The sequence below is a fragment of the Acinetobacter sp. Tr-809 genome, assembly GCF_011753255.1.
Classification (GTDB): Bacteria; Pseudomonadota; Gammaproteobacteria; order Pseudomonadales; family Moraxellaceae; genus Acinetobacter.
This window is the reverse complement of sequence record NZ_VWVZ01000003.1, coordinates 492,888-512,398: the sequence shown is the minus strand read 5'-3', so window position 1 is coordinate 512,398 and position 19,511 is coordinate 492,888. Positions and strand designations below refer to the sequence as shown.

General features: G+C 40.3%; 18 protein-coding genes. 14 read left to right on the top strand and 4 right to left on the bottom strand.

Annotation, left to right across the window (positions count from 1 at the left end; all coding sequences use genetic code 11):
* Positions 1-478 precede the first annotated feature (478 nt).
* Genes F3J02_RS09800 through F3J02_RS09790 form a run of 3 tightly spaced genes read left to right on the top strand, consistent with a single transcriptional unit; the run spans position 479 to position 2,708 of the window.
* The gene (locus F3J02_RS09800; protein WP_171526069.1) at positions 479-991 is read left to right on the top strand and encodes a YfiR family protein; all 513 of its coding nucleotides are present in this window, start codon (positions 479-481) and stop codon (positions 989-991) included.
* A gap of 5 nt (positions 992-996) precedes the next feature.
* Positions 997-2,220 (top strand): diguanylate cyclase domain-containing protein, encoded by a 1,224-nt coding sequence (locus F3J02_RS09795; protein ID WP_167248859.1) that lies wholly within the window; start codon positions 997-999, stop codon positions 2,218-2,220.
* Positions 2,221-2,228: 8 nt separating this feature from the next.
* Entirely contained in the window at positions 2,229-2,708 is a 480-nt protein-coding gene (locus tag F3J02_RS09790; RefSeq protein ID WP_167248777.1) for an OmpA family protein, read from the top strand.
* 48 nt (positions 2,709-2,756) lie between these two features.
* On the opposite strand, the gene F3J02_RS09785 is transcribed toward F3J02_RS09790, so the two are convergent.
* Positions 2,757-3,767 (bottom strand): metallophosphoesterase, encoded by a 1,011-nt coding sequence (locus F3J02_RS09785; protein ID WP_167248775.1) that lies wholly within the window; start codon positions 3,765-3,767, stop codon positions 2,757-2,759.
* A 169-nt stretch (positions 3,768-3,936) separates the two neighbouring features.
* On the opposite strand from F3J02_RS09785, the gene F3J02_RS09780 reads away from it, so the two are divergent.
* Positions 3,937-5,499, top strand: coding sequence for a phospholipase D family protein (locus tag F3J02_RS09780; RefSeq protein WP_416224645.1), 1,563 nt, complete (start codon positions 3,937-3,939; stop codon positions 5,497-5,499).
* Here F3J02_RS09780 and F3J02_RS09775 read toward each other — a convergent pair.
* Entirely contained in the window at positions 5,492-6,322 is an 831-nt protein-coding gene (locus F3J02_RS09775) for a lysophospholipid acyltransferase family protein (protein ID WP_167248771.1), read from the bottom strand. The genes F3J02_RS09780 and F3J02_RS09775 overlap by 8 nt on opposite strands.
* Before the next feature lie 190 nt (positions 6,323-6,512).
* Between F3J02_RS09775 and F3J02_RS09770 the strand changes: the two genes are divergently transcribed.
* The 6 genes from F3J02_RS09770 to F3J02_RS09745 all read left to right on the top strand — a co-directional run bounded on the left by F3J02_RS09770 (position 6,513) and on the right by F3J02_RS09745 (position 10,367).
* Positions 6,513-6,653: a hypothetical protein gene (locus F3J02_RS09770; protein WP_004804260.1), complete on the top strand. Its 141-nt coding sequence runs from the start codon at positions 6,513-6,515 to the stop codon at positions 6,651-6,653.
* Between the two features lie 74 nt (positions 6,654-6,727).
* Positions 6,728-8,071 (top strand): ribosome rescue GTPase HflX, encoded by a 1,344-nt coding sequence (gene hflX, locus F3J02_RS09765; RefSeq protein ID WP_167248769.1) that lies wholly within the window; start codon positions 6,728-6,730, stop codon positions 8,069-8,071.
* A 48-nt stretch (positions 8,072-8,119) separates the two neighbouring features.
* Positions 8,120-8,482, top strand: a complete 363-nt coding sequence (locus tag F3J02_RS09760; RefSeq protein ID WP_167248767.1) for a hypothetical protein — start codon at positions 8,120-8,122, stop codon at positions 8,480-8,482.
* Between the two features lie 11 nt (positions 8,483-8,493).
* On the top strand, positions 8,494-9,162 hold the full coding sequence (locus F3J02_RS09755; RefSeq protein WP_167248765.1) for an LrgB family protein: 669 nt from the start codon (positions 8,494-8,496) through the stop codon (positions 9,160-9,162).
* A gap of 87 nt (positions 9,163-9,249) precedes the next feature.
* Entirely contained in the window at positions 9,250-9,693 is a 444-nt protein-coding gene (locus tag F3J02_RS09750; protein WP_167248850.1) for a DUF2147 domain-containing protein, read from the top strand.
* Between the two features lie 224 nt (positions 9,694-9,917).
* Positions 9,918-10,367, top strand: a complete 450-nt coding sequence (locus F3J02_RS09745) for a DUF2147 domain-containing protein (protein WP_167248763.1) — start codon at positions 9,918-9,920, stop codon at positions 10,365-10,367.
* A 68-nt stretch (positions 10,368-10,435) separates the two neighbouring features.
* On the opposite strand, the gene F3J02_RS09740 is transcribed toward F3J02_RS09745, so the two are convergent.
* Positions 10,436-12,619 (bottom strand): carboxy terminal-processing peptidase, encoded by a 2,184-nt coding sequence (locus tag F3J02_RS09740; RefSeq protein ID WP_167248761.1) that lies wholly within the window; start codon positions 12,617-12,619, stop codon positions 10,436-10,438.
* 249 nt (positions 12,620-12,868) lie between these two features.
* Between F3J02_RS09740 and nagZ the strand changes: the two genes are divergently transcribed.
* Together nagZ and F3J02_RS09730 are read left to right on the top strand one after the other, a co-directional pair.
* Positions 12,869-13,891, top strand: a complete 1,023-nt coding sequence (nagZ, locus tag F3J02_RS09735; protein ID WP_167248759.1) for a beta-N-acetylhexosaminidase — start codon at positions 12,869-12,871, stop codon at positions 13,889-13,891.
* A gap of 291 nt (positions 13,892-14,182) precedes the next feature.
* On the top strand, positions 14,183-15,025 hold the full coding sequence (locus F3J02_RS09730; RefSeq protein WP_167248757.1) for a class I SAM-dependent methyltransferase: 843 nt from the start codon (positions 14,183-14,185) through the stop codon (positions 15,023-15,025).
* Between the two features lie 54 nt (positions 15,026-15,079).
* On the opposite strand, the gene F3J02_RS09725 is transcribed toward F3J02_RS09730, so the two are convergent.
* The gene (locus F3J02_RS09725; RefSeq protein WP_216076274.1) at positions 15,080-16,393 is read right to left on the bottom strand and encodes an alpha/beta fold hydrolase; all 1,314 of its coding nucleotides are present in this window, start codon (positions 16,391-16,393) and stop codon (positions 15,080-15,082) included.
* 354 nt (positions 16,394-16,747) lie between these two features.
* On the opposite strand from F3J02_RS09725, the gene F3J02_RS09720 reads away from it, so the two are divergent.
* Together F3J02_RS09720 and F3J02_RS09715 are read left to right on the top strand one after the other, a co-directional pair.
* On the top strand, positions 16,748-18,013 hold the full coding sequence (locus tag F3J02_RS09720; protein ID WP_167248755.1) for a glutamate-5-semialdehyde dehydrogenase: 1,266 nt from the start codon (positions 16,748-16,750) through the stop codon (positions 18,011-18,013).
* Between the two features lie 295 nt (positions 18,014-18,308).
* On the top strand, positions 18,309-19,484 hold the full coding sequence (locus tag F3J02_RS09715) for an acetate/propionate family kinase (RefSeq protein WP_167248753.1): 1,176 nt from the start codon (positions 18,309-18,311) through the stop codon (positions 19,482-19,484).
* Positions 19,485-19,511: the final 27 nt, after the last annotated feature.

Genomic DNA, 19,511 nt, shown 5'->3' with positions numbered 1-19,511 from the left:
CAATTTTCTGACTAAAAATTCGCTCAAATAAACTTCGAGAAATTTTTACCATTCAATCAATGAAATATTTTCGATCGATCAATCAGTAAAAATCCACACAAGTTGTTCTTCTATTCTCTTAATGATCTTCTCGATGATTCGTCATCATCAAGCTAGGTCGGCTATATTACTCTAAATTTCTTCAAAGTCAACAGGTAATTTAGATATTTAGCAAACTTATCAATCAAACCAAGAATCTAACCTTTCTAGCCAAATCCTTGTTTCTCAACAAGTTTTTATCTGCATCACCGCCGATGGATGTGCATTCTACAGTATTTCAGGACAGACACAACCCCCTTTTCAATCTTTTTTATTCGAGTGCGTGTTTTTTGAACGCAACAGTTACTTTTAATGCCTTTTCTTTGTAGTTAAGAACTTTTTTTAAACAATTAAGTCCAGTAGAATATGTCTCTTGCTTCACATTTTTTGGCACTTTTGATTGAAAATACGGTTTGATAGTAAAAAAGCTCGTTCTATATTACTTGCTGCATTGTTTGCTGCGAGCCCGCTTTGCTATGCCATTTCAACGCATAACTTCTATGAGTTGGCTTTATCTATATTAAGTTACAGCAAATGGTCGAATACAAATCGTCCAACTATTTGTGTCATCGACAATCAGGATGCTGCTAGTCAGTTTCAAACCAACATTCGCCAATTATCTTATGAGTATCAAGTTCAGGCAGTAAGTGCCAAAGATTTTCCAAAAACAGAATGTCATGTTGCCTACTTTACAACAACATCACCTCAGCAACAACAAAACTTGATTCAGGCTTATCCGTCAAAATCATTACTTTCATTGAGTACCAACAATCCAGCTTGTGAGATTGGTAGTATTTTCTGCTTATATAATAAGAGGACCTTTTCTACGTTTAAGGTAAATTTGGATGCGTTAAGTTATTCCAAAGTACATATTGATCCTCGTGTTTTACTTTTAGCAAAGAATGCAGGGTGAACATGATGATTTCTAATTTATATCAATCAACGTCCTTGCACGCATTATTCCGCAAATCTCAGTTTGCAATCTTTGCCATTACTTTCGTAATTTGTTCTTTTACATTCGCCACAATTTCTATGTTCACCATGGAAACTTATGCGAAACAGAATTTACAACTTTTAAGTCAAACTGTTTTGGAGCGTGTTCAGCCTGCTGTCGTGTTTAAAGATAAAGGTGCGATTGATCAGATTCTGGATGACTATACTAGCGAGCATGCGATTCGCAGTATTCATGTTTATGATCCTCAACAGCAATTATTAGCTGAAAGTACTAAAAAAGTTGCACATACCTCTGTCATGCAAGATTTAATGGATCGATGGTTTTTACATGATCCAATTAAATTGATGGTCGTACATCATAAGAAAAAAGTTGGCGAACTCGTATTGTATGGTAGCTCTGAGAATATCTTGCACTTTTTAAAGACCATTATTATTGGTCTTGCGATTTCAATGTTCTTCATTGTGATTGCTTTATTGTGGTCGGTAAATATTACCTATCGCCAAATTATGCAAGCAATCAAACCACTTACCCATATTGCACAATTGGTCAGTGATCAAAAGGCCTATAATTTACGTTTTCCAAATAACCATATTCATGAATTTCAAAATTTAAATACAGTATTTAATGAACTATTAGAAGAAATTCAAATTTGGCATACCCATTTGCAAAAAGAAAATCGTCAACTTTCATTCCAAGCCCATCATGATCAACTGACGAGCTTGCCGAATCGTCATTATTTTTATCAAGAGTTATTTAATATTTTTGAAAACCCCCAATATCGTCACAACTCTGCCTTACTATTTATCGACAATAACAAGTTTAAAGTGATTAATGATGAGTATGGGCATTTAGCTGGGGATGCGGTTTTAAAAGAAATGGCATCTCGTTTAAGACTATCGGTTCGCCATGAGGATTTCATTGCTCGTTTAGGCGGTGACGAGTTTGCCATCATTTTACATTCTATCCATCATACTGACCATTTAACAACAATCGCTGAAGGTGTTCTCGCAAGTTGTGAACAGCCTTTAGCGTTTAACGGACAAATGATTCATTTCGGTTTTAGCTTAGGGGTTGCTTTTTCTCAGTTTGCAGAAAATCCAGAGGATTTAATCATGCAAGCCGATCAAGCCATGTATAAAGCTAAAAATTTAAACCCACATTGGTTTCTTTATAAACCAGAAATTTAGGACATGTTATGCGCACTCACACCATTAAAATTTCATTTATTGCGTTGCTCTGCCTAACATTGGCTGGCTGCTTGAGTTTTGGCCCATTGAAATATCGTCAGGTCAAAATGCTGAAGAAAGAAGGTTTCGTTCTGACAGATGAAGGTTGGTCATTGGGTCTACCTGAACGTTTATTATTTGATTTTAATAAGGCAGAAATCAAACCTGAACATCAAAAAGAAATTGTTCGCCTGGCAACTCAACTAAATAAATATGATTTACAGAAATTAAAAATTGTGGGGCATACCGATGATATTGGTAATCCAGAATACAACCAAAAACTTTCTGAAGAGCGTGCTCAAAGCGTTTCAACAATTTTTGTCGCTCAAGGCTTTAAGCCAAATAACTTAACTGTAGTGGGTCGTGGTTCAAGCCAACCTTTTGTAGCCAATACATCAGATGAAAACCGCGCCAGCAACCGTCGAGTGAATGTCATCATTATCCCATAAATGCTCATCACGATAAAAAACCGACTTTAATTGAGTCGGTTTTTTTATTTAAATCAGTTCAATGATATCGATCGTTGGTGGAACCCGAAATCTAAATGGTACACCAACCATTCCCGTTCCAACCGTGACAAAAACATCGGCATGTTCATGGCTATAGAAACCTTTCTTGTGTCCCAAAATTGAAACACGTTTCATAATATAACTGGTGATCCACGGTAGTTCGATCTGCCCACCATGTGTATGCCCCGACAGCATTAATGGGCGTGTTGGTAGTTCTGGCACCATATCTACAGTATCGGGGTTATGTGACAGAATCAGCCAAGGTTTATCTTGAGGTAAATCGGGCATAAAGCGCATATTGGCCTTACCCGCCCATAAATCACCAATCCCAATCAAACGAAATTCATCAAAATCGACAATCTTACCTTCAATATCAACCACATTATTTTGTTCAAGTGCCCGACCTAACAGTGCTTGAATCGGAGGACCAGGATATTGTTCATCATGGTTACCAGGAACCGAATAAACGGGTGCCTGAATTTGCTTTAAAACCTCGAGCTCTTGTACCAAGCGGTTTTCAGGTTCGTAGGTCCAATCACCTGCTACGACCACAAAATCAGGCTGCTCCTGATTCAGCTTTTTCACAATACTTTTCAATTGGCGCTCATGCCCTGAAAATAACCCCACATGCATATCTGCAACTAAAGCGACTTTAATCGGTCGTGTAAATTCACGTTCTGAATTGAGTCGATACTGGTGGTGTTTAACATGAATTTGATGGGGTTCAATAAAACGAGCATAGACCAACACGCTGCTCAGTAAAAAAATAAAGCCCGCTTGATGTAAGCTGTAATATCCAACCCAACCGGCATATAGACTAAAAAAACAGAGTGGAAGCAATAAATAAGAAAGATAAAAAGCCAGCAAATGTACGAAGGCTTTAAAAGGATGGATCGTTTCTGTACGAGCTTGGTGAATCCAAGCCTGAATTAATGCCCAAAGCGCCAGAATGGCAAAAATAAGGTAAAAACCAATAATAATAGTATCTGAATTCGACATTACAGCCCTCATTAATTTCACTTTAGGGACATACATCTCATCTTATATTTATCTTTTTCGATGAAATGGTATACTCGAGCCCAACTTTTAATCAGTAACGATTATGACGCAATTTTCTCATTTAAATAGCAAACATACAAAGATAAGTACAACCGCTTACAATAAAAGTATGATTGCGATTTATTGCTCAATTGCATTGACCGTTACTGGTTGTAGTACCCTGCCTAAACATAAAATCGAACCTGTCATTCAAACAACAACACAAATTGACACCTCACAGACATCTTTAGCACAAGTTATTCGCCCCCTACAAGAACAGCACCCCGAGCTCACGGGTTATCACGTTTTATATGAACCTTTAGAAGCACTTGCAGCTCGGCTTCGTTTAATTGATAAAGCAGAAAAAACATTAGATTTACAATATTATATTTGGGATAACGACAAAGTTGGTGCCTTGGCCTTACACGCACTCATCCGAGCTGCAGATCGTGGAGTTAGGGTTCGATTATTGATTGATGATAATAATGCCAAGCATACGGAAGGCATTTTTTTAGCTTTAGCACAACATCCCAATATTGAAGTGAAATTATTTAATCCATACCGTTTCCGCAAATATCGTGCGCTGGATATGGTTCTGGACTTAAAACGCATCAATCGTCGCATGCACAATAAGAGCTTTATTGCCGACCATCAGGTGGCTTTAATTGGTGGTCGAAATATGACCAATCAATATTACAATGTCAGTGATACTTATCAATTCTCTGATGTGGATGTGATGCTATTCGGCACGGCTGTAAATGATATTTCCAAATCATTTGATGATTACTGGAATCATGAATATGCCTACGATGTACGAGAAGTGGTGAAACAAAGTGCCCACCGTTTAAGCTATGAGAGTCTTAAAGAGCAACTGGATGCGCACTATAAAAGGATCACTGTACAAAACTATTTAGATTTAACCAGTCACTCCCAAGCTGTCGATTCACTCATGAATCGGGATATTTCACTCGACTGGGTCAAAGCTGAAGTGGTCAAGGACTCACCAGATAAAATTAAATCTAAAGCTAAAAAAGAAGAACATCTTAACTTCCAGCTGATTAATCATTTAGAACAGCCTGAAAAGAATATCGATTTAATTTCTGCTTATTTTGTTCCAGAAAAGAAAGGCACCAAAATTTTAAGTGATTTAGCACAAGATGGGATCGAAGTCCGAGTATTGACCAATTCATTCAAAGCCAATGACGTTGCAGTCGTGCATGCATTTTATGGTAAATACCGCCAAGAACTGCTGGAAAATGGCGTACAACTATATGAGTTTCTACCCGCTTTAGACAAAAGTGACCTAGATAAGCATACAGAAGAACTTGCGAAAAAAGCCAAGGTCAATATCAAGGGTTTAAGTCGTTCGAGTCTTCATGCCAAACTCATGGCGCTCGATGAAAAACAAGTCTTTATTGGTTCTTTTAATTTTGATCCACGTTCAGCTTATTTGAACACCGAGATTGGTGTATTACTCAATAGTCCACCATTGGCGCAAGCAGTACATGCTACGATGGATCAGAACTTGAAGACTTATGCCTATCGCTTGGTTTTGGATGCCAATAAAAAAATTACTTGGCAACGTGAAACACCACAAGGTCCTTTAATCTACACCAAAGAACCCAAGATGAAATGGTGGCAAAGAGCAGGCATGAAAGTAATTTCATGGCTGCCAATTGAAGGATTTATGTAGTTGCTATGCCTTCTGGCAATACTGACAGTACTTTTCGCTGTAAGCGCTCCAAACCAGCTCGCATTTGACGATCTACTTCCTTAGTCAGGCTCTCAACCGTATGACCTTCCACAGGAATTGCAGGCAAAGTCATTAAATGGGCGGTAACTTGAGGCATTTCCAAAACGCGTTGCACATGTTCTGCAAAAGACATCTCACCAATAAACGGCGCCACCAAATCCAACTCTCCTTGTTGGTTGACATAGCAAATTACACAAATTTGTACAGGGCGTTGTGCTTCAATTGCAGCACCTAATAAACGACCATGTACTTTTTTGACTTTACTACCATCGGTTGTGGTTGCTTCAGGAAAGAACAATACAGGAATATCTTGTTTTAAAAATTCAGCAATTTGCTCACGAATCCGAATAGAATCCCCTGAGCCACGCTTAATAAATAAAGTGCCACCACCCTTTGCCAAATTGCCTAGAATAGGCCATTTTTCAACTTCGGCTTTGGCCAAGAAAAAGATGCGCGCGCCTGAGCCCAACACAGCCACATCTAACCAAGAAATATGGTTACTTACCCATAAGGCTGGTTCACGTGGAATGGTGCCATGAACTTGGACTTCAATATTAAAGACTTCACACAAACGACGGCAGAAATACTGTACATAACGTGTATTTACTGGATTATTCGGATCTTTATATAAGCCATGACGGTAAATGAGATAGAAGCCTTCACCAATCGTCTCCAGACCTGAGGCTAATTTTTTACTGTATAAACTAAATTTCGAAAACAGACTTAAAGGTGTGTTATTTACTGTTGTTGCTTGTTGAGTCATAAATTCTTAAAACCGTACGCATGTATGCACGTGTGCATTGGATTAGTCTTGTTATATCATGCCGATATCAGCTTGTAGAAGTTTCCTTAATAACAAAAAACGAATGAGAGCATAAATTTTTTCAATTTTAAAAGCTTTATTAGATCAAATATTATAAATAAATCGATTTTACAGATTAAAAGGTGATGTGATGAACCAGCAAAGCACGACATCTGAGCCACAAACCACCATCCCTTATGGTTATGCTTTAAGAATGTTTCTAGGGTGGTCAATTTTGTATATGGGTACATTAGTTGGATTCATTGAACTTTTACGTCGTAATGTCATATAAATCCACTAAGTCTTTGCCCTTTGCTTGAAGTTTATTCTAGAATAAGATTTTAAAAATAAGGATTTCAGAGCAGCGTGGAAAATTTTGAGCAGCGTCAAAGTGGTGAACGAGCAATTTTAGTCAGTGTATCCGTTCAACTTCTCGATGATCTTGACGCTGAAGAGTTTCAATTACTCGCCCAATCCGCAGGTGCTGAAATCCTTGAACACCTATCAGTACAACGTAACAAACCTGATCCTAAGTTTTTCATCGGTTCGGGTAAAGTGGATGAGATTGCAGAACTGGTCCAAAGTCTTGAAGCCGAATTGGTGATTTTCGACCATTCGCTCTCACCTGCACAAGAACGTAATCTAGAACGAATTCTCAAATGTCGCGTGATTGACCGCACTGGTTTAATCCTAGATATTTTCGCCTTACGTGCTAGAACTCACGAGGGTAAATTACAGGTTGAATTGGCTCAGCTCAAACATTTATCTACGCGTTTAATTCGTGGTTTTACAGGTAATCTCGAACAACAAAAAGGCGGTATCGGACTACGTGGTCCTGGTGAATCACAACTGGAAACTGATCGCCGTTTAATCCGTGTCAGAATTACTCAACTCAAAGACAAACTGGTTAAAGTACAACAGACTCGATTGCAAGGTCGTGCTGCACGTCAAAAAGCTGCCATTCCAACCATCTCTTTGGTGGGTTATACCAATGCAGGAAAATCGACTTTATTTAATCTCCTAGCCAAAAGTGATGTTTATGCTGCCGATCAACTGTTTGCGACCCTCGACCCAACCCTGCGCCGTTTAGACTGGGATGGTGTAGGCACGGTCGTACTGGCAGATACTGTAGGCTTCGTTCGTAACCTACAACATGATCTGGTCGAGTCGTTCAAAGCCACCTTGGAAGAAACATTAGAAGCAACCTTGCTACTACACGTCATTGATAGTAGCAGCCCCAACATGCCTGAACAAATTGAAGCGGTAGAGTCGGTCCTCAAAGAAATCGGTGCTGATGCCCCCATTTTGCATGTCTACAATAAAATTGATCTCAGTGGTGATGCCGCCAAAATCATTTATAAAACTGCTGATGCCCCTGATCGGGTTTATGTCTCTGCGCATTCGGGGCAAGGACTTGAATTACTCAGCCAAGCAGTTCAACAATGTCTGATGGGACAATTACAACAGTTTGACCTCGTGTTAAAACCAGCTTACGGTAAACTGCGTACACAACTTTACACCCTAAATGTGATTCAATCTGAACGTTATGATGAGCAAGGTGATCTACATGTATCAGTATGCATTGCCCCACAGAAACTGGAACAAATCATTAAACAGGCTCATTTACCATTAGACGAAATTCTTGGAAAAAAAGCTTCCTTCTTTCAACGGCCTTTGGAAGAATTTGAGATCGATCATCCAATACCTTAATTGCAATTGCGATCAGCCATCGTTCGAATAGACGAGAGTAAAAAGAAAATGAAAAATATTGATTGGACAGCTTGGTTTGGCACGATTTTATTAATCATTGTCTATCGTGAAGGGGCTGTCGCGATCACACAAGCTTTTGGTCATCCTGAATTGGGGAATCTAGTCGGACTGATTAGCTTATTAGCAACATTGTTGATCTGGAGACGCTTTAGAAAAATCTCCAATCGCCTGATTGATACCAACAACAAAATCTTAAAAGAAAGTGCATTTGCTTTTCTACCTATCTGTGCAGGTTCATTAATTATGCTGGTACATATGGGCAAAGAAATCCCTGCATTTTTATTTATCTTAACGTTTAGCACATTATTGCCATTATGGATTTATGCCAAAATGGCGAAGCGTTGGTTATAAGGAGCTGATCTATGTCGATGGTTATCTATGGCTTCATCATTACGTTTATCAGTTACCTTATAGCCAAACCGCTCAATCAAAAAATGCCTCAAATTCCCCTAATTGTATTCGGCATGTTTATTGTCATTGCATTCTTGGCTCTATTCGGTATCCCGTATCAACAGTATATGGATAACGTGAACGGTGTATTCAATCACCTACTCGGCTACGTCACTGTAGCCTTAGCCATCCCTTTAGCTGCAATGCGTTACGATGATCTTCCGCTAAAATCGATGATAGGGATTTTATGCTTTGCCAGTATCAGTGCTGTTGCCCTACCGATGGGACTGGCGTATTTACTGCACATGTCTGAGCCAACGATTATGGCCTTTGCAACCCGTGCTGTAACCACCCCAATTGCCTTGAACATCGCCACCCTACTACATGCCCCTTTGATGATGGTAACCTTGATTGTTATTTTATCAGGCGTGATTGGTGCTGCATTCTCCCCTTGGATTTTAAAACATATCCATGATGAGCGTGCTTCTGGTCTGGCGCTAGGTTTAGCTGCGCATGCAATTGGTACAGCTCAGGCATGGCAACGTGGTCCTGTCACAGGCCGTTATGCCGCCTTTGGTATGGCGGTAAATGGCGTATTTACAGCCATTTGGCTCCCAACCTTTATTCTATCTTTATCTTAAAATTTGCCGCAGATATCACATAAAGATTGAACTAGTTGTCATATATCCGCCATAATGTAAGCTTAAACGTTAAAAGGATTTTTAATGATGGGCAAACAATTATTAAGTGCGTTACTTTTATCTGCGGTGAGCAGTTTTACTTTTGCAGAGGATATTACGGGGCTCTGGCAAAGTATTGATGACAAGACAGGGGCACCAAAAGCATTGGTTGAAATTCGCAAAGAAGCAAATGGAACTTATGCAGGCAAAGTAGTTAAAATTACACCGCGCACAGGCTATACACCAAAAGAAACCTGTGTCGATTGTCCTGCACCTTATACCAATAAACCAATCGTTGGTTTAGATGTGGTAACTGGGTTGAAATACAGCGAAGGCTTGAACTATACCAATGGCCGTATTTTAGATCCAAATTCAGGCAAAGTTTATAGTATGAAAGCCAAACTCAGCGCCAATGGTAAGCGTTTACACTTACGTGGTTATCTCGGTGTGTCTGCATTGGGTCGTAATCAGATCTGGATTCGTGCTGAGTAACATTAATAAAATTTAGAGCCTTAATACGCACTTCTCTCTGATCAAATTGATCTCGGTTCTAGCTAAAAGCTTCTTCATAGCATGAAGAAGCTTTTTTAATTTCAATATAAAAAATAATTGAAACTTCAATTATTAAAAATTTACAAGTGTAAAATAATGATTGAATCTCAAATTAGAAATCCGAAATAATAGCAGGACAACCATGGCAGCAAGGAGGCTCTCGCATGAACATGTCCACAAAACTGATTTCTTCTCTCTTCTTATTTACACTCAGTCATTTTGCTTTTGCTCAAGACATTGCTGGTATCTGGCAAAGCGTTGATGATGTGACTGGCGCTCCCAAAGGACAAGTTGAAATTACCCAAGAAGCTGATGGTTCTTATACTGGTAAAATTATCAAAATTACTCCACGTACAGGTTATACACCGAAAGAAATTTGTACAGGCTGCCCTGCCCCTTACACCAATAAGCCAATTTTAGGTTTAAATGCCATTACCAAGCTAAAACATAAAAAGGATCTCAGCTACACTGGGGGAAAAATCCTTGATCCAAACAGTGGTCGTGTTTATAGCTTAACTGCCAAACTCAGTTCCAATGGACAACGTTTGCACTTACGTGGTTATGTTGGCGTCTCAGTCTTAGGACGTAGCCAAATCTGGATCCGTGTCAATTAAGTTGACTGAATCATAAATAAAAAAGCCCTGTTATACAGGGCTTTTTTACTCATCAAATCACGTCAATCTTAGCGAGTTTGCAACTTCGAATAATCTAACAAGACATTTGCTGCTTCATTGATGAAGGTCTCTTCTTCAGGTAATGGCGGACGCAAGTGTGCTTTCATTTTAGCTCGAGATTCAACCAATGCATCAATAGATGCTTGATAACTCTCCCAATTCGCATATGGTGCTAGACCTGTTGCAGTACGGCGCTGATTCTCTGCATTCAAAGTTTGCTTCTCAAGATCAATCAACTCGGCACGACGTTGATTAATATCTAATACCACTTTCTTCTGGTCAGAGGTTTTCTTAGCAATCGCTTTACGTGCTTCTAAATATTTAAATTGAGAGTCTGCAGCAACACGTTGTTCAGATGATTGTGTCAATTTGGCAACGTAAGGCTGTACTGAGCCTTCACGTTTGAATGGTGCTGTTGGAATAGTATCCCACTTCAATGCATTTTTTGCTTTACGCTCACCAAACTCTTCATTATAAATATCAACCAATTTGATATCTGGAATCACACCTTTGTTTTGGGTACTTCCGCCTGTAATACGGTAGAACTTACGTTGCGTCAATGTTGCCTGACCATAAGCCAAAGAGTCTAATTGAACCTGTGCTGTGCCTTTACCTGTAGTCGTACTACCAATGATAATACCGCGCTCATAATCCTGAATCGCAGCAGAATAAATTTCACTTGCAGAAGCCGATGCTAAATTAACCAATACCGCCATTGGGCCTGCATAGATTTGTTCCCCGCCATCAGTATCTTCAAACACATTCACATTACCGTTACCATCACGGATTTGCACCACAGGACCAGACTTGATCACCTGACCGAGCATACGTGCAACCTCTTCGAGTGAACCCCCTGGGTCATTACGCAAGTCGACCAAGATGCCTTCTACCTTTTGCGCTTTGAGCGAATCTAGCGCTTTGGCAGTATCTTCAGAAACTGAGCGGTATTCAGTCCCCGCACGACGTGAACGATAGTCAAAGTAGAAAGACGGAATTTCAATCACACCAAACAGATGTTTTTTACCGTCACGGGTAATCTCAACCGTACGTGAACGAACTCCTGCATCTTCTTCTTGAATGATGTCACGGGTTAAAGTCACATTACGGGCTTGACTCATCGATGCACCAGCACCCAATAAGCGTACCACCACTTTAGTACCACGTTTACCACGAATCAGTCCTACAATTTCCGAACTCGGCCAACCAATCACATCCACCATTTTCTCGCCATCTTGAGCGACACCAATGATACGATCTCCTGATTTCACCTGACCCGATTTACTGGCTGGACCACCTTCAACGATGGTCTCAATCTTGGTGTAGTCTTCATTACCACGTTCAGGACGGATCGAAACACCAATCCCCTCTAATTGTAAGGTGGTCTGACGATTTAGCTCCATCGCATCAATCGGTGGATAATAGTTACTGTGCGGATCGTAAGTTGCTAACATTGCATTCAATGTCTTCTCTAGCACATCATCACTCTTCACACGACCAATACGCTCCAACTGACGGGTATAACGCTTGGTTAGCGTTTGCACTGGTGTTAGATCTTCTGGTCCCGTCAAATCTTGACCATTGGCCAATGATGGATCTGCTTTTAAAGCTTTTTGCTTCGCTTGTTCTTCTTCTTTGCTGATGGTTAAATTGATCAACTGTGAGACCAGCATTTTTTGCCAGTGATCTTGTTGCTCAGCAGCTGTTTTGAAATACGGAGCTTTTTCACGATCGGTATCGAGATAAACATCTTTCTGATTTAAGTTCTGCGGCTTTTTCAATTCTGCCAACATAAACTCATAAAACTGTTTCAAACGGTCACGATATTGCGCATGAATCGCGTAAGGTCCAGTCAAGTTACCTGCTTTTAACGAACTACCAAAATTCGAACCATATTTCTTTTGATATTCTTCAACTTCACCGTTTAGAAATAATGAATGATCTGGATCAAGACTATCCAGATACATATTCAAAACACGGTTTGACGTTGCTGCGTCTAGGCGCATATTTAAATAATGTTGACGATCTACCAATGTGGCTAACTGACGTGCAACCAATGCCTGCTCTTGTGATGGCTTGATTACCGTTGAAACGACAGGTGCCTCAGTCGCCGCAAATGCCTCATTTATGGTATGAGTGAAAAATAAACCACCAGTCGCGATTGCAACTGCACACGCTATCATTTGAAGTTTCATAAAATTTTGGTACTTCCTTGGATATGGCAATTATTACATGCTGATATGGCCACGATGAACACATTTCACTCGACCTAATAGCAACATGTAAAACTCATCGGTCATCATAAATAAATGACCTACAAGCACTTATCATCAATATCATGTAGTTTTATCATATTCTGTACTGACAAAATGTAGCAAATCATTGCACAATTTAGCTATCGTTTTTTTCACCAAATTTTTCATCAAAATTCAAACGGAATCCTTATGATCGGCGCGTTGATGCTGGATATTGCTGGCACAGAACTTACTCAAGAAGATATTGAACTATTACAAGCTCCGCAAGTCGGTGGCATGATTTTATTTGCACGAAATATTGAATCCCCTCAACAAGTTCGTGCCTTAACTGACCATATGCGTCAAATCCGTCCAGAGATTTTAATTGCCGTTGACCAAGAAGGTGGTCGCGTACAACGTTTAAGACAAGGTTTTACCCTGCTTCCAGCCATGGGGCGATTGGGCGAGCGCTATCTCAGCAATCCACAACAAGCGATTGAACTGGCTGAGCAATGTGGCTGGCTAATGGCAATTGAAGTATTGGCTGTCGGGATTGATTTTAGCTTTGCCCCTGTTTTAGACCTAAATGAGGTCAGTGATGTGATTGGTGATCGTGGTTTTGCCAAGAACATGCAAGACATTGTGCCACTTGCAGATGCCTTTATGCGCGGTATGAAAAAAGCGGGCATGGCAACTACGGGCAAACATTTCCCTGGTCATGGTTCAGTGAAGGCTGATTCGCACGTAGCTGCAGCAATTGACAGCCGCTCATACCAAGAAATCTATGACAAAGATATGCAAAGCTTTATCAAATTAATGCCACAGCTTGATGCACTGATGCCTGCCCATGTGATCTATGATCAAGTCGATCCAAATCCAGCAGGCTTCTCACCATTCTGGTTACAAGAAATCTTGCGTAAACAGCTTAAATTTGATGGCGTATTATTCTCAGATGACTTGAGCATGCAGGCTGCATGTGTTGCAGGCGGTGCTGATGCACGTATTCAAGCTGCTTTAAATGCAGGTTGTGATATGGGCTTGGTTTGTAATGATCGCGCAGCTGCATGTACCGCATTAGATGGTATCCAGACGTTGGCTTTACCAAATCAGCAACGTTTAGAACGTATGCGCGGTAAAATTCCAAATATTCAGGTCGGTACGACATTGACTTTAGATGATGAAAACTGGCATAGCGTCAGAAAAGTCATTGAAGAGTTTAAGAATTCATTCTAACTTTACTTAGATTTCTTCATCGTTTTATTAACATAATGGAATCTCGCCGAGTGCTCATCTGATTGAAGGATTTTGCCTTCGGCTCGACTTACTTTTCAGGGATGAAAAGTAAGCAAAAATCCTTTGTTAGGCTGAAGATACATCCTTGTAACCCCAGCCCAACGGCGGCATCCATGCCACCCCACGATAGTAAATAACAAACCTAAAATCGGATTTGGTGGAAAAATCTCAACTTTTTAAAAAGAGATTAATTTTATATATCCCAATTAGGAAAAATAGAGTCTAGGACAGATGACACAACAACTTTCGAAACATCGCCACATTTCATTTACCGCACACTACACTGGCTACATCTGGTATCAAATGGGGATTTCACATCCAGCACTGGCAACAGCAAAAGGAAAAACGCTGGCAGCCTTAGTCCATCCAATTGAAAGCTGGGCAGAAAAATATGTCGGTGGCAGTATGCGCACAACCCTTAAACAACGTCACAGTATGTTGGATAGTCACTTAAAAGAATTAATTGAACAATACCCTGATTTACAAGTGCTAGAAATTGCATGTGGTCTATCACCACGTGGCTGGTGGTTTAGACAACATTATCCAAACATCAGCTACCGTGAGCTGGATTTACCCGATATGGCAGCCACTAAACAGGCTGCACTACAACAAATTGAAAGCAATGTTGATGAAGTACTGTCAGTTGACTTATTTACCGATGCCTTTGCTGCTGCATTTGAGGTATTTGATCCTCAACGCCCATTGGTAATAATTAGTGAAGGACTGATCAATTACTTTGAAAAACCTTTATTGCAGCAACTCATTCAAGCGATTGCCAACTATGGACAAGGCTTTAAAGAACTGCATTATTTAACAGACATCTACCCAGAACCCACTCAAAATAAACTGGCAACGATTATCTGGAACAGTAGTCGTTTATTAAAGTTAATGTCACGCAGCGCCTTTAGCTTTCATTTTAAAACACCTGCCGAAGTCGAACATTTTTTCCATGAGGCGGGCTTTAATCAAGTTGAAGTTCTGCAGCCAAAGCAATTTTTTGAACAGGCAACTTTAGAAAATACGCAACAACACTTAGGCGACTTGGTTTGGATGATTCAAGCGACCAATAAATAAAACTCCCCAAAAGAAAAGTGGCAAATTGCCACTTTTTTTATTTTGGAATACTCGTTATTCAGTTGGCTTTTGACGTTGAATAAAACGAGTCAAACGCTCTGCGATATCAAAACTACCATGTTTAAACAAGATGCGCAGTCCTTGCTCAGTTGCATCAAAGATTAAACATTCAATTTTAAACTCACCTTCTTCATCTGCTAAATGTAGCGCTAAATCACGTGGATGTTGATTGATAAAATCAAGCTGTTCAACATTGTGAAGTTTTAAATACACCCCAAAGTAAGTGATATCTACGATCTTCACATTAGCTTCAGTTTCGAGATGACGGTGCGATAATTTGCTTTCAGGCTCTAATACCGCAATACGCTCTTCACCACGACGCTCGATCTGCTGCATTTGTTCACGCGTCATTGGAATAATGCCATCTAGATTGTCGATCGGCTCTCCCTTTAAAAAGGTGGTAAACAAATTCATCGTTTCTTTACGACGTTGTAATTGCGGCACATGATCTGCATTGGCAATTAAAGCAAACTGCATATCTTTACATTGCAAAGCAAAATCAGCATTTTCGTGCGGTAAAGTAAAACTGTCATACTGCCCTGCCGCGACCAATGTTTTGCATTGTGGTACAGGAACATCACTTAAACGCAGTAAACGGTTGCAGTTGATTTCATAACGCTCACGTTCGGTTGCACTAAACTCCGCCATTTGTCTAAAAAACAAACGTTTCGCTGTTGGAGACATACGGGTTTTATCAAGTTTGGCATGGTTGACCAGATACAGAATAACGGCCTGACCAAACTCTTCCATACGGTCTTCACGCATTAGATGTAGAGATTCTTCCAGCAACATCCGCCAACTTTTACGGGTTTTTTGCATGACGCCCATCAGCACCATACGATCAATTAGCTCAGGGCGTTGATCCGCAAATGAAGATGCAACCACCGAACCTAATGACATACCCATCATTGAAACTTTATCGATTCCAACAATATCCAGCCATTGACCGAGCATTTTAGATAAATGAGGCAGTTCCAGAATTCCAGCAGATTCACCTGTATCAACATTACGAATCTGTTGATTCGCACCCATTGATGGTAAATCGATTAAAATAACAGGACCACTCTCAAAGAGTTGCTCAACACAATACTTATAAGAGTTAAAATTTTGAAAAGCGCCCCCGACAATTACAATCGGCGTGTTGTAGATCGTTTTCGGATCTGCAATTGCCATATATTCAATTTTCCAACCATCAATCCACGTGGTACGCGCAGGTTGTTTAAAACTGTTTTTATTGTAAATGTCGAAAAAACCAAAGCCTGTGTAGGTATGATTTATATCCGAGTCCATTTGGATAATGGAATTCATGTCCTTCCTCCATCCTTGTTTATTTTTTTGTTGCAAGAATCTCATTTTCTGCGATTTCTACTTGCAAGTTAACAAATTTATAAAATTTGTATTACATTTATCCTATACTTTTTCATTCTATACATATGCACGTTTTATACGCAATCATTTCCTTAACCACTTATCTTGTTTAGAACATTAATCTTTTGCAAAATATGTAATCTCAGCTTTAGATTCAATATCTTCATCGCACTAAAATAAAAACTTTTGCGCCAATTAACGCTTCATAATTTTTTGAATTGTCAGTTCAGCCTATTCATTGTTCAGCCGTTGACTGTTACTATCTTTATAAATACATGCAAATATCAAACTGCTATGCAAGACTCTATTCAAAATTATATGCAACATGTCGGTACTCAAGCACGTCAAGCGTCTCGTGTACTCACCAGTGCATCAACTCATTTGAAAAATCATGCCTTGTCTGCAATTTATACGGCTTTGGAAAATAATCAGGCACAAATTTTAGCAGCCAATCAAATTGATATGGACAATGGTCGCCAACGTCAACTCGACAGTGCTTTACTCGATCGTTTAGAACTGACCCCTGCTCGTTTTAAAGGTATGTTACAAGGTCTGAAAGATGTAATTGCCTTGGTTGACCCGATTGGGGAAATTACCGACCTTGCTTATCGCCCATCAGGCATTCAACTTGGAAAAATGCGTGTTCCTTTGGGTGTGATTGGCATGATCTACGAGTCAAGACCGAACGTTACTCTTGAAGCAGCATCATTGGCTTTGAAATCTGGCAACGCAATTATTTTACGTGGTGGATCGGAAGCACTTGAATCTAATAAAGCCATTGCAACCGCGATTCAACATGGTCTACAAGTTTCCGGCTTACCCGAACATGCGGTTCAAGTGATTGATACCCCTGATCGTGCTGCAGTGGGTCACCTGATTACCATGACTGAATTCGTGGATGTGATTGTGCCGCGTGGTGGTAAAAGCTTGATCGAACGCATCAGCAATGAAGCACGTATTCCTGTAATTAAACACCTAGATGGCAACTGCCATGTGTTTATTGAAGCTCAAGCGGATTTGCAGAAAGCACTACCGATTGCACTCAATTCAAAAACACATCGTTATGGCGTGTGTAATGCGATGGAAACCTTATTGGTCGATGAAGCGATTGCTGAGGAATTCTTGCCACGCATTGCTGAACTCTATGCTGAAAAACAGGTTGAATTACGCGGTTGTGCTGAAACGCAGCGTATTTTAGGTGTATCCGTAAAAACGGCAACAGAGGAAGATTGGTATACCGAATATCTTGGGCCAATTCTGGCAGTCAAAGTGGTCACAGGTATGGATGAAGCGATTGAACATATTAATAAATATGGTTCGCATCATACCGATGCCATCATTACTGAAAACTTTAGTCTAGCGCGTGAGTTTCTGGCGCGTGTTGACTCAAGTTCGGTGATGATCAATGCCTCAACCCGCTTTGCCGATGGTTTTGAATATGGTTTAGGGGCAGAAATCGGAATTTCAACCGATAAAATCCATGCCCGTGGCCCCGTTGGCCTAGAAGGCTTAACTTCACAAAAATGGATCGTTTTTGGCGACGGTCAAATCCGCCAATAACAAAATCGAGCATTTGAACACAGAAACACGATAAAGGTCATTTATTTGATCTTTATCGTGTTTTTATATATTTGCATACAAAAATAATGATAAAACCAACAGATCAATTAAAAGAACTGCTGATTTCCAAACTATACTGAATAGGTTGATTTATAAACGGGTTGTATAGGCTAAAGTCTATCTTCGCCAATACGACATCCCATGTTAAAACATTGCGCTTGATTCTTCTGCCTCATGCGTTGCAGCAAAATCAAAGTGTTCATCATAAAATTTAAAATCTGTTAGGTGTTCAAACGTGGCTATATCTGTATTAGTAATTAACTGTGGTTCATCATCAATCAAATACGCGCTCATCTCGGAACGACGTGAAGACCGTATTTATGGTTTGGCAGAAAACCTTGGCGCAGCAGATGCTCGTATTAAAGGGGTCACTCTTGGTGGCGAACCACTGGAACTTTCAATTCCTTATGCAGATCACGCCAAAGCACTTGAAACATTATTGGCTCGTTTAGCCAACTATAACCCGCAGGCGATTGGACACCGTGTGGTTCACGGCGGCGACATCACCAAAGCAGAATTGCTCACACCAGAACTGGTTGAACGTATTGAAGCAGCGACACCTCTTGCACCACTGCACAATCCAGCACATTTAATTGGAATTGAAGCAACTATGCGCTTGTTCCCTCAATTACCTCAAGTTGCTGTATTCGATACTGCCTTCCATCAAACTATGCCCGAACGCGCCTATCGCTATGCCCTGCCACAATTTTTATATACAGCACACCAAGTTCGTCGTTATGGTTTCCATGGTACTAGCCATGCATATGTAACTGAACGTGCCAGCGAATTGGCAGGTCATAAAAATGAAGGTGGCTGGCTCAGTGCACACTTGGGCAATGGTAGTTCGACTTGTGCCGTCTGGAATGGTCATAGCGTCGATACCTCTATGGGCATGACACCACTTGAAGGTGTAGTGATGGGTACGCGTAGTGGTGATGTCGACCCGAGTTTGCATTTGTTCCTTGCCAGTAACCTCGGCTGGGATATCCAAAAAATTGACAGTATGCTGAATAAAGAAAGTGGCTTATTGGGCTTGTCTGGTTTATCCAATGATATGCGTACCTTGGTTGAAGCCTCTGCAAATGGTCATGATGGTGCAACTCTAGCCATTGAAGTGTTCTGCTACCGTCTTGCTAAATCTTTATCGGCAATGAGTTGCGGTCTGCCCCACCTTGATGGTTTAGTATTTACAGGCGGCATTGGTGAAAACTCGGCTTATGTCCGTGAAAAGACTTTAGGCTATTTAGCGCATTTCGGTTTTCAATTTAGTAAAGAGAAAAATGATGCCTTGGCTCGCGGTAGCGAAGGGCGTATCGACAATGGTACTGGCCCACAAATTTGGGTCATTCCAACCGATGAAGAAGGTCGAATTGCCAAAGAAACACGTCAAGTGCTTGAACCAACAGCTTAATCAACCTATTAAAAGAATTTAAGGTCA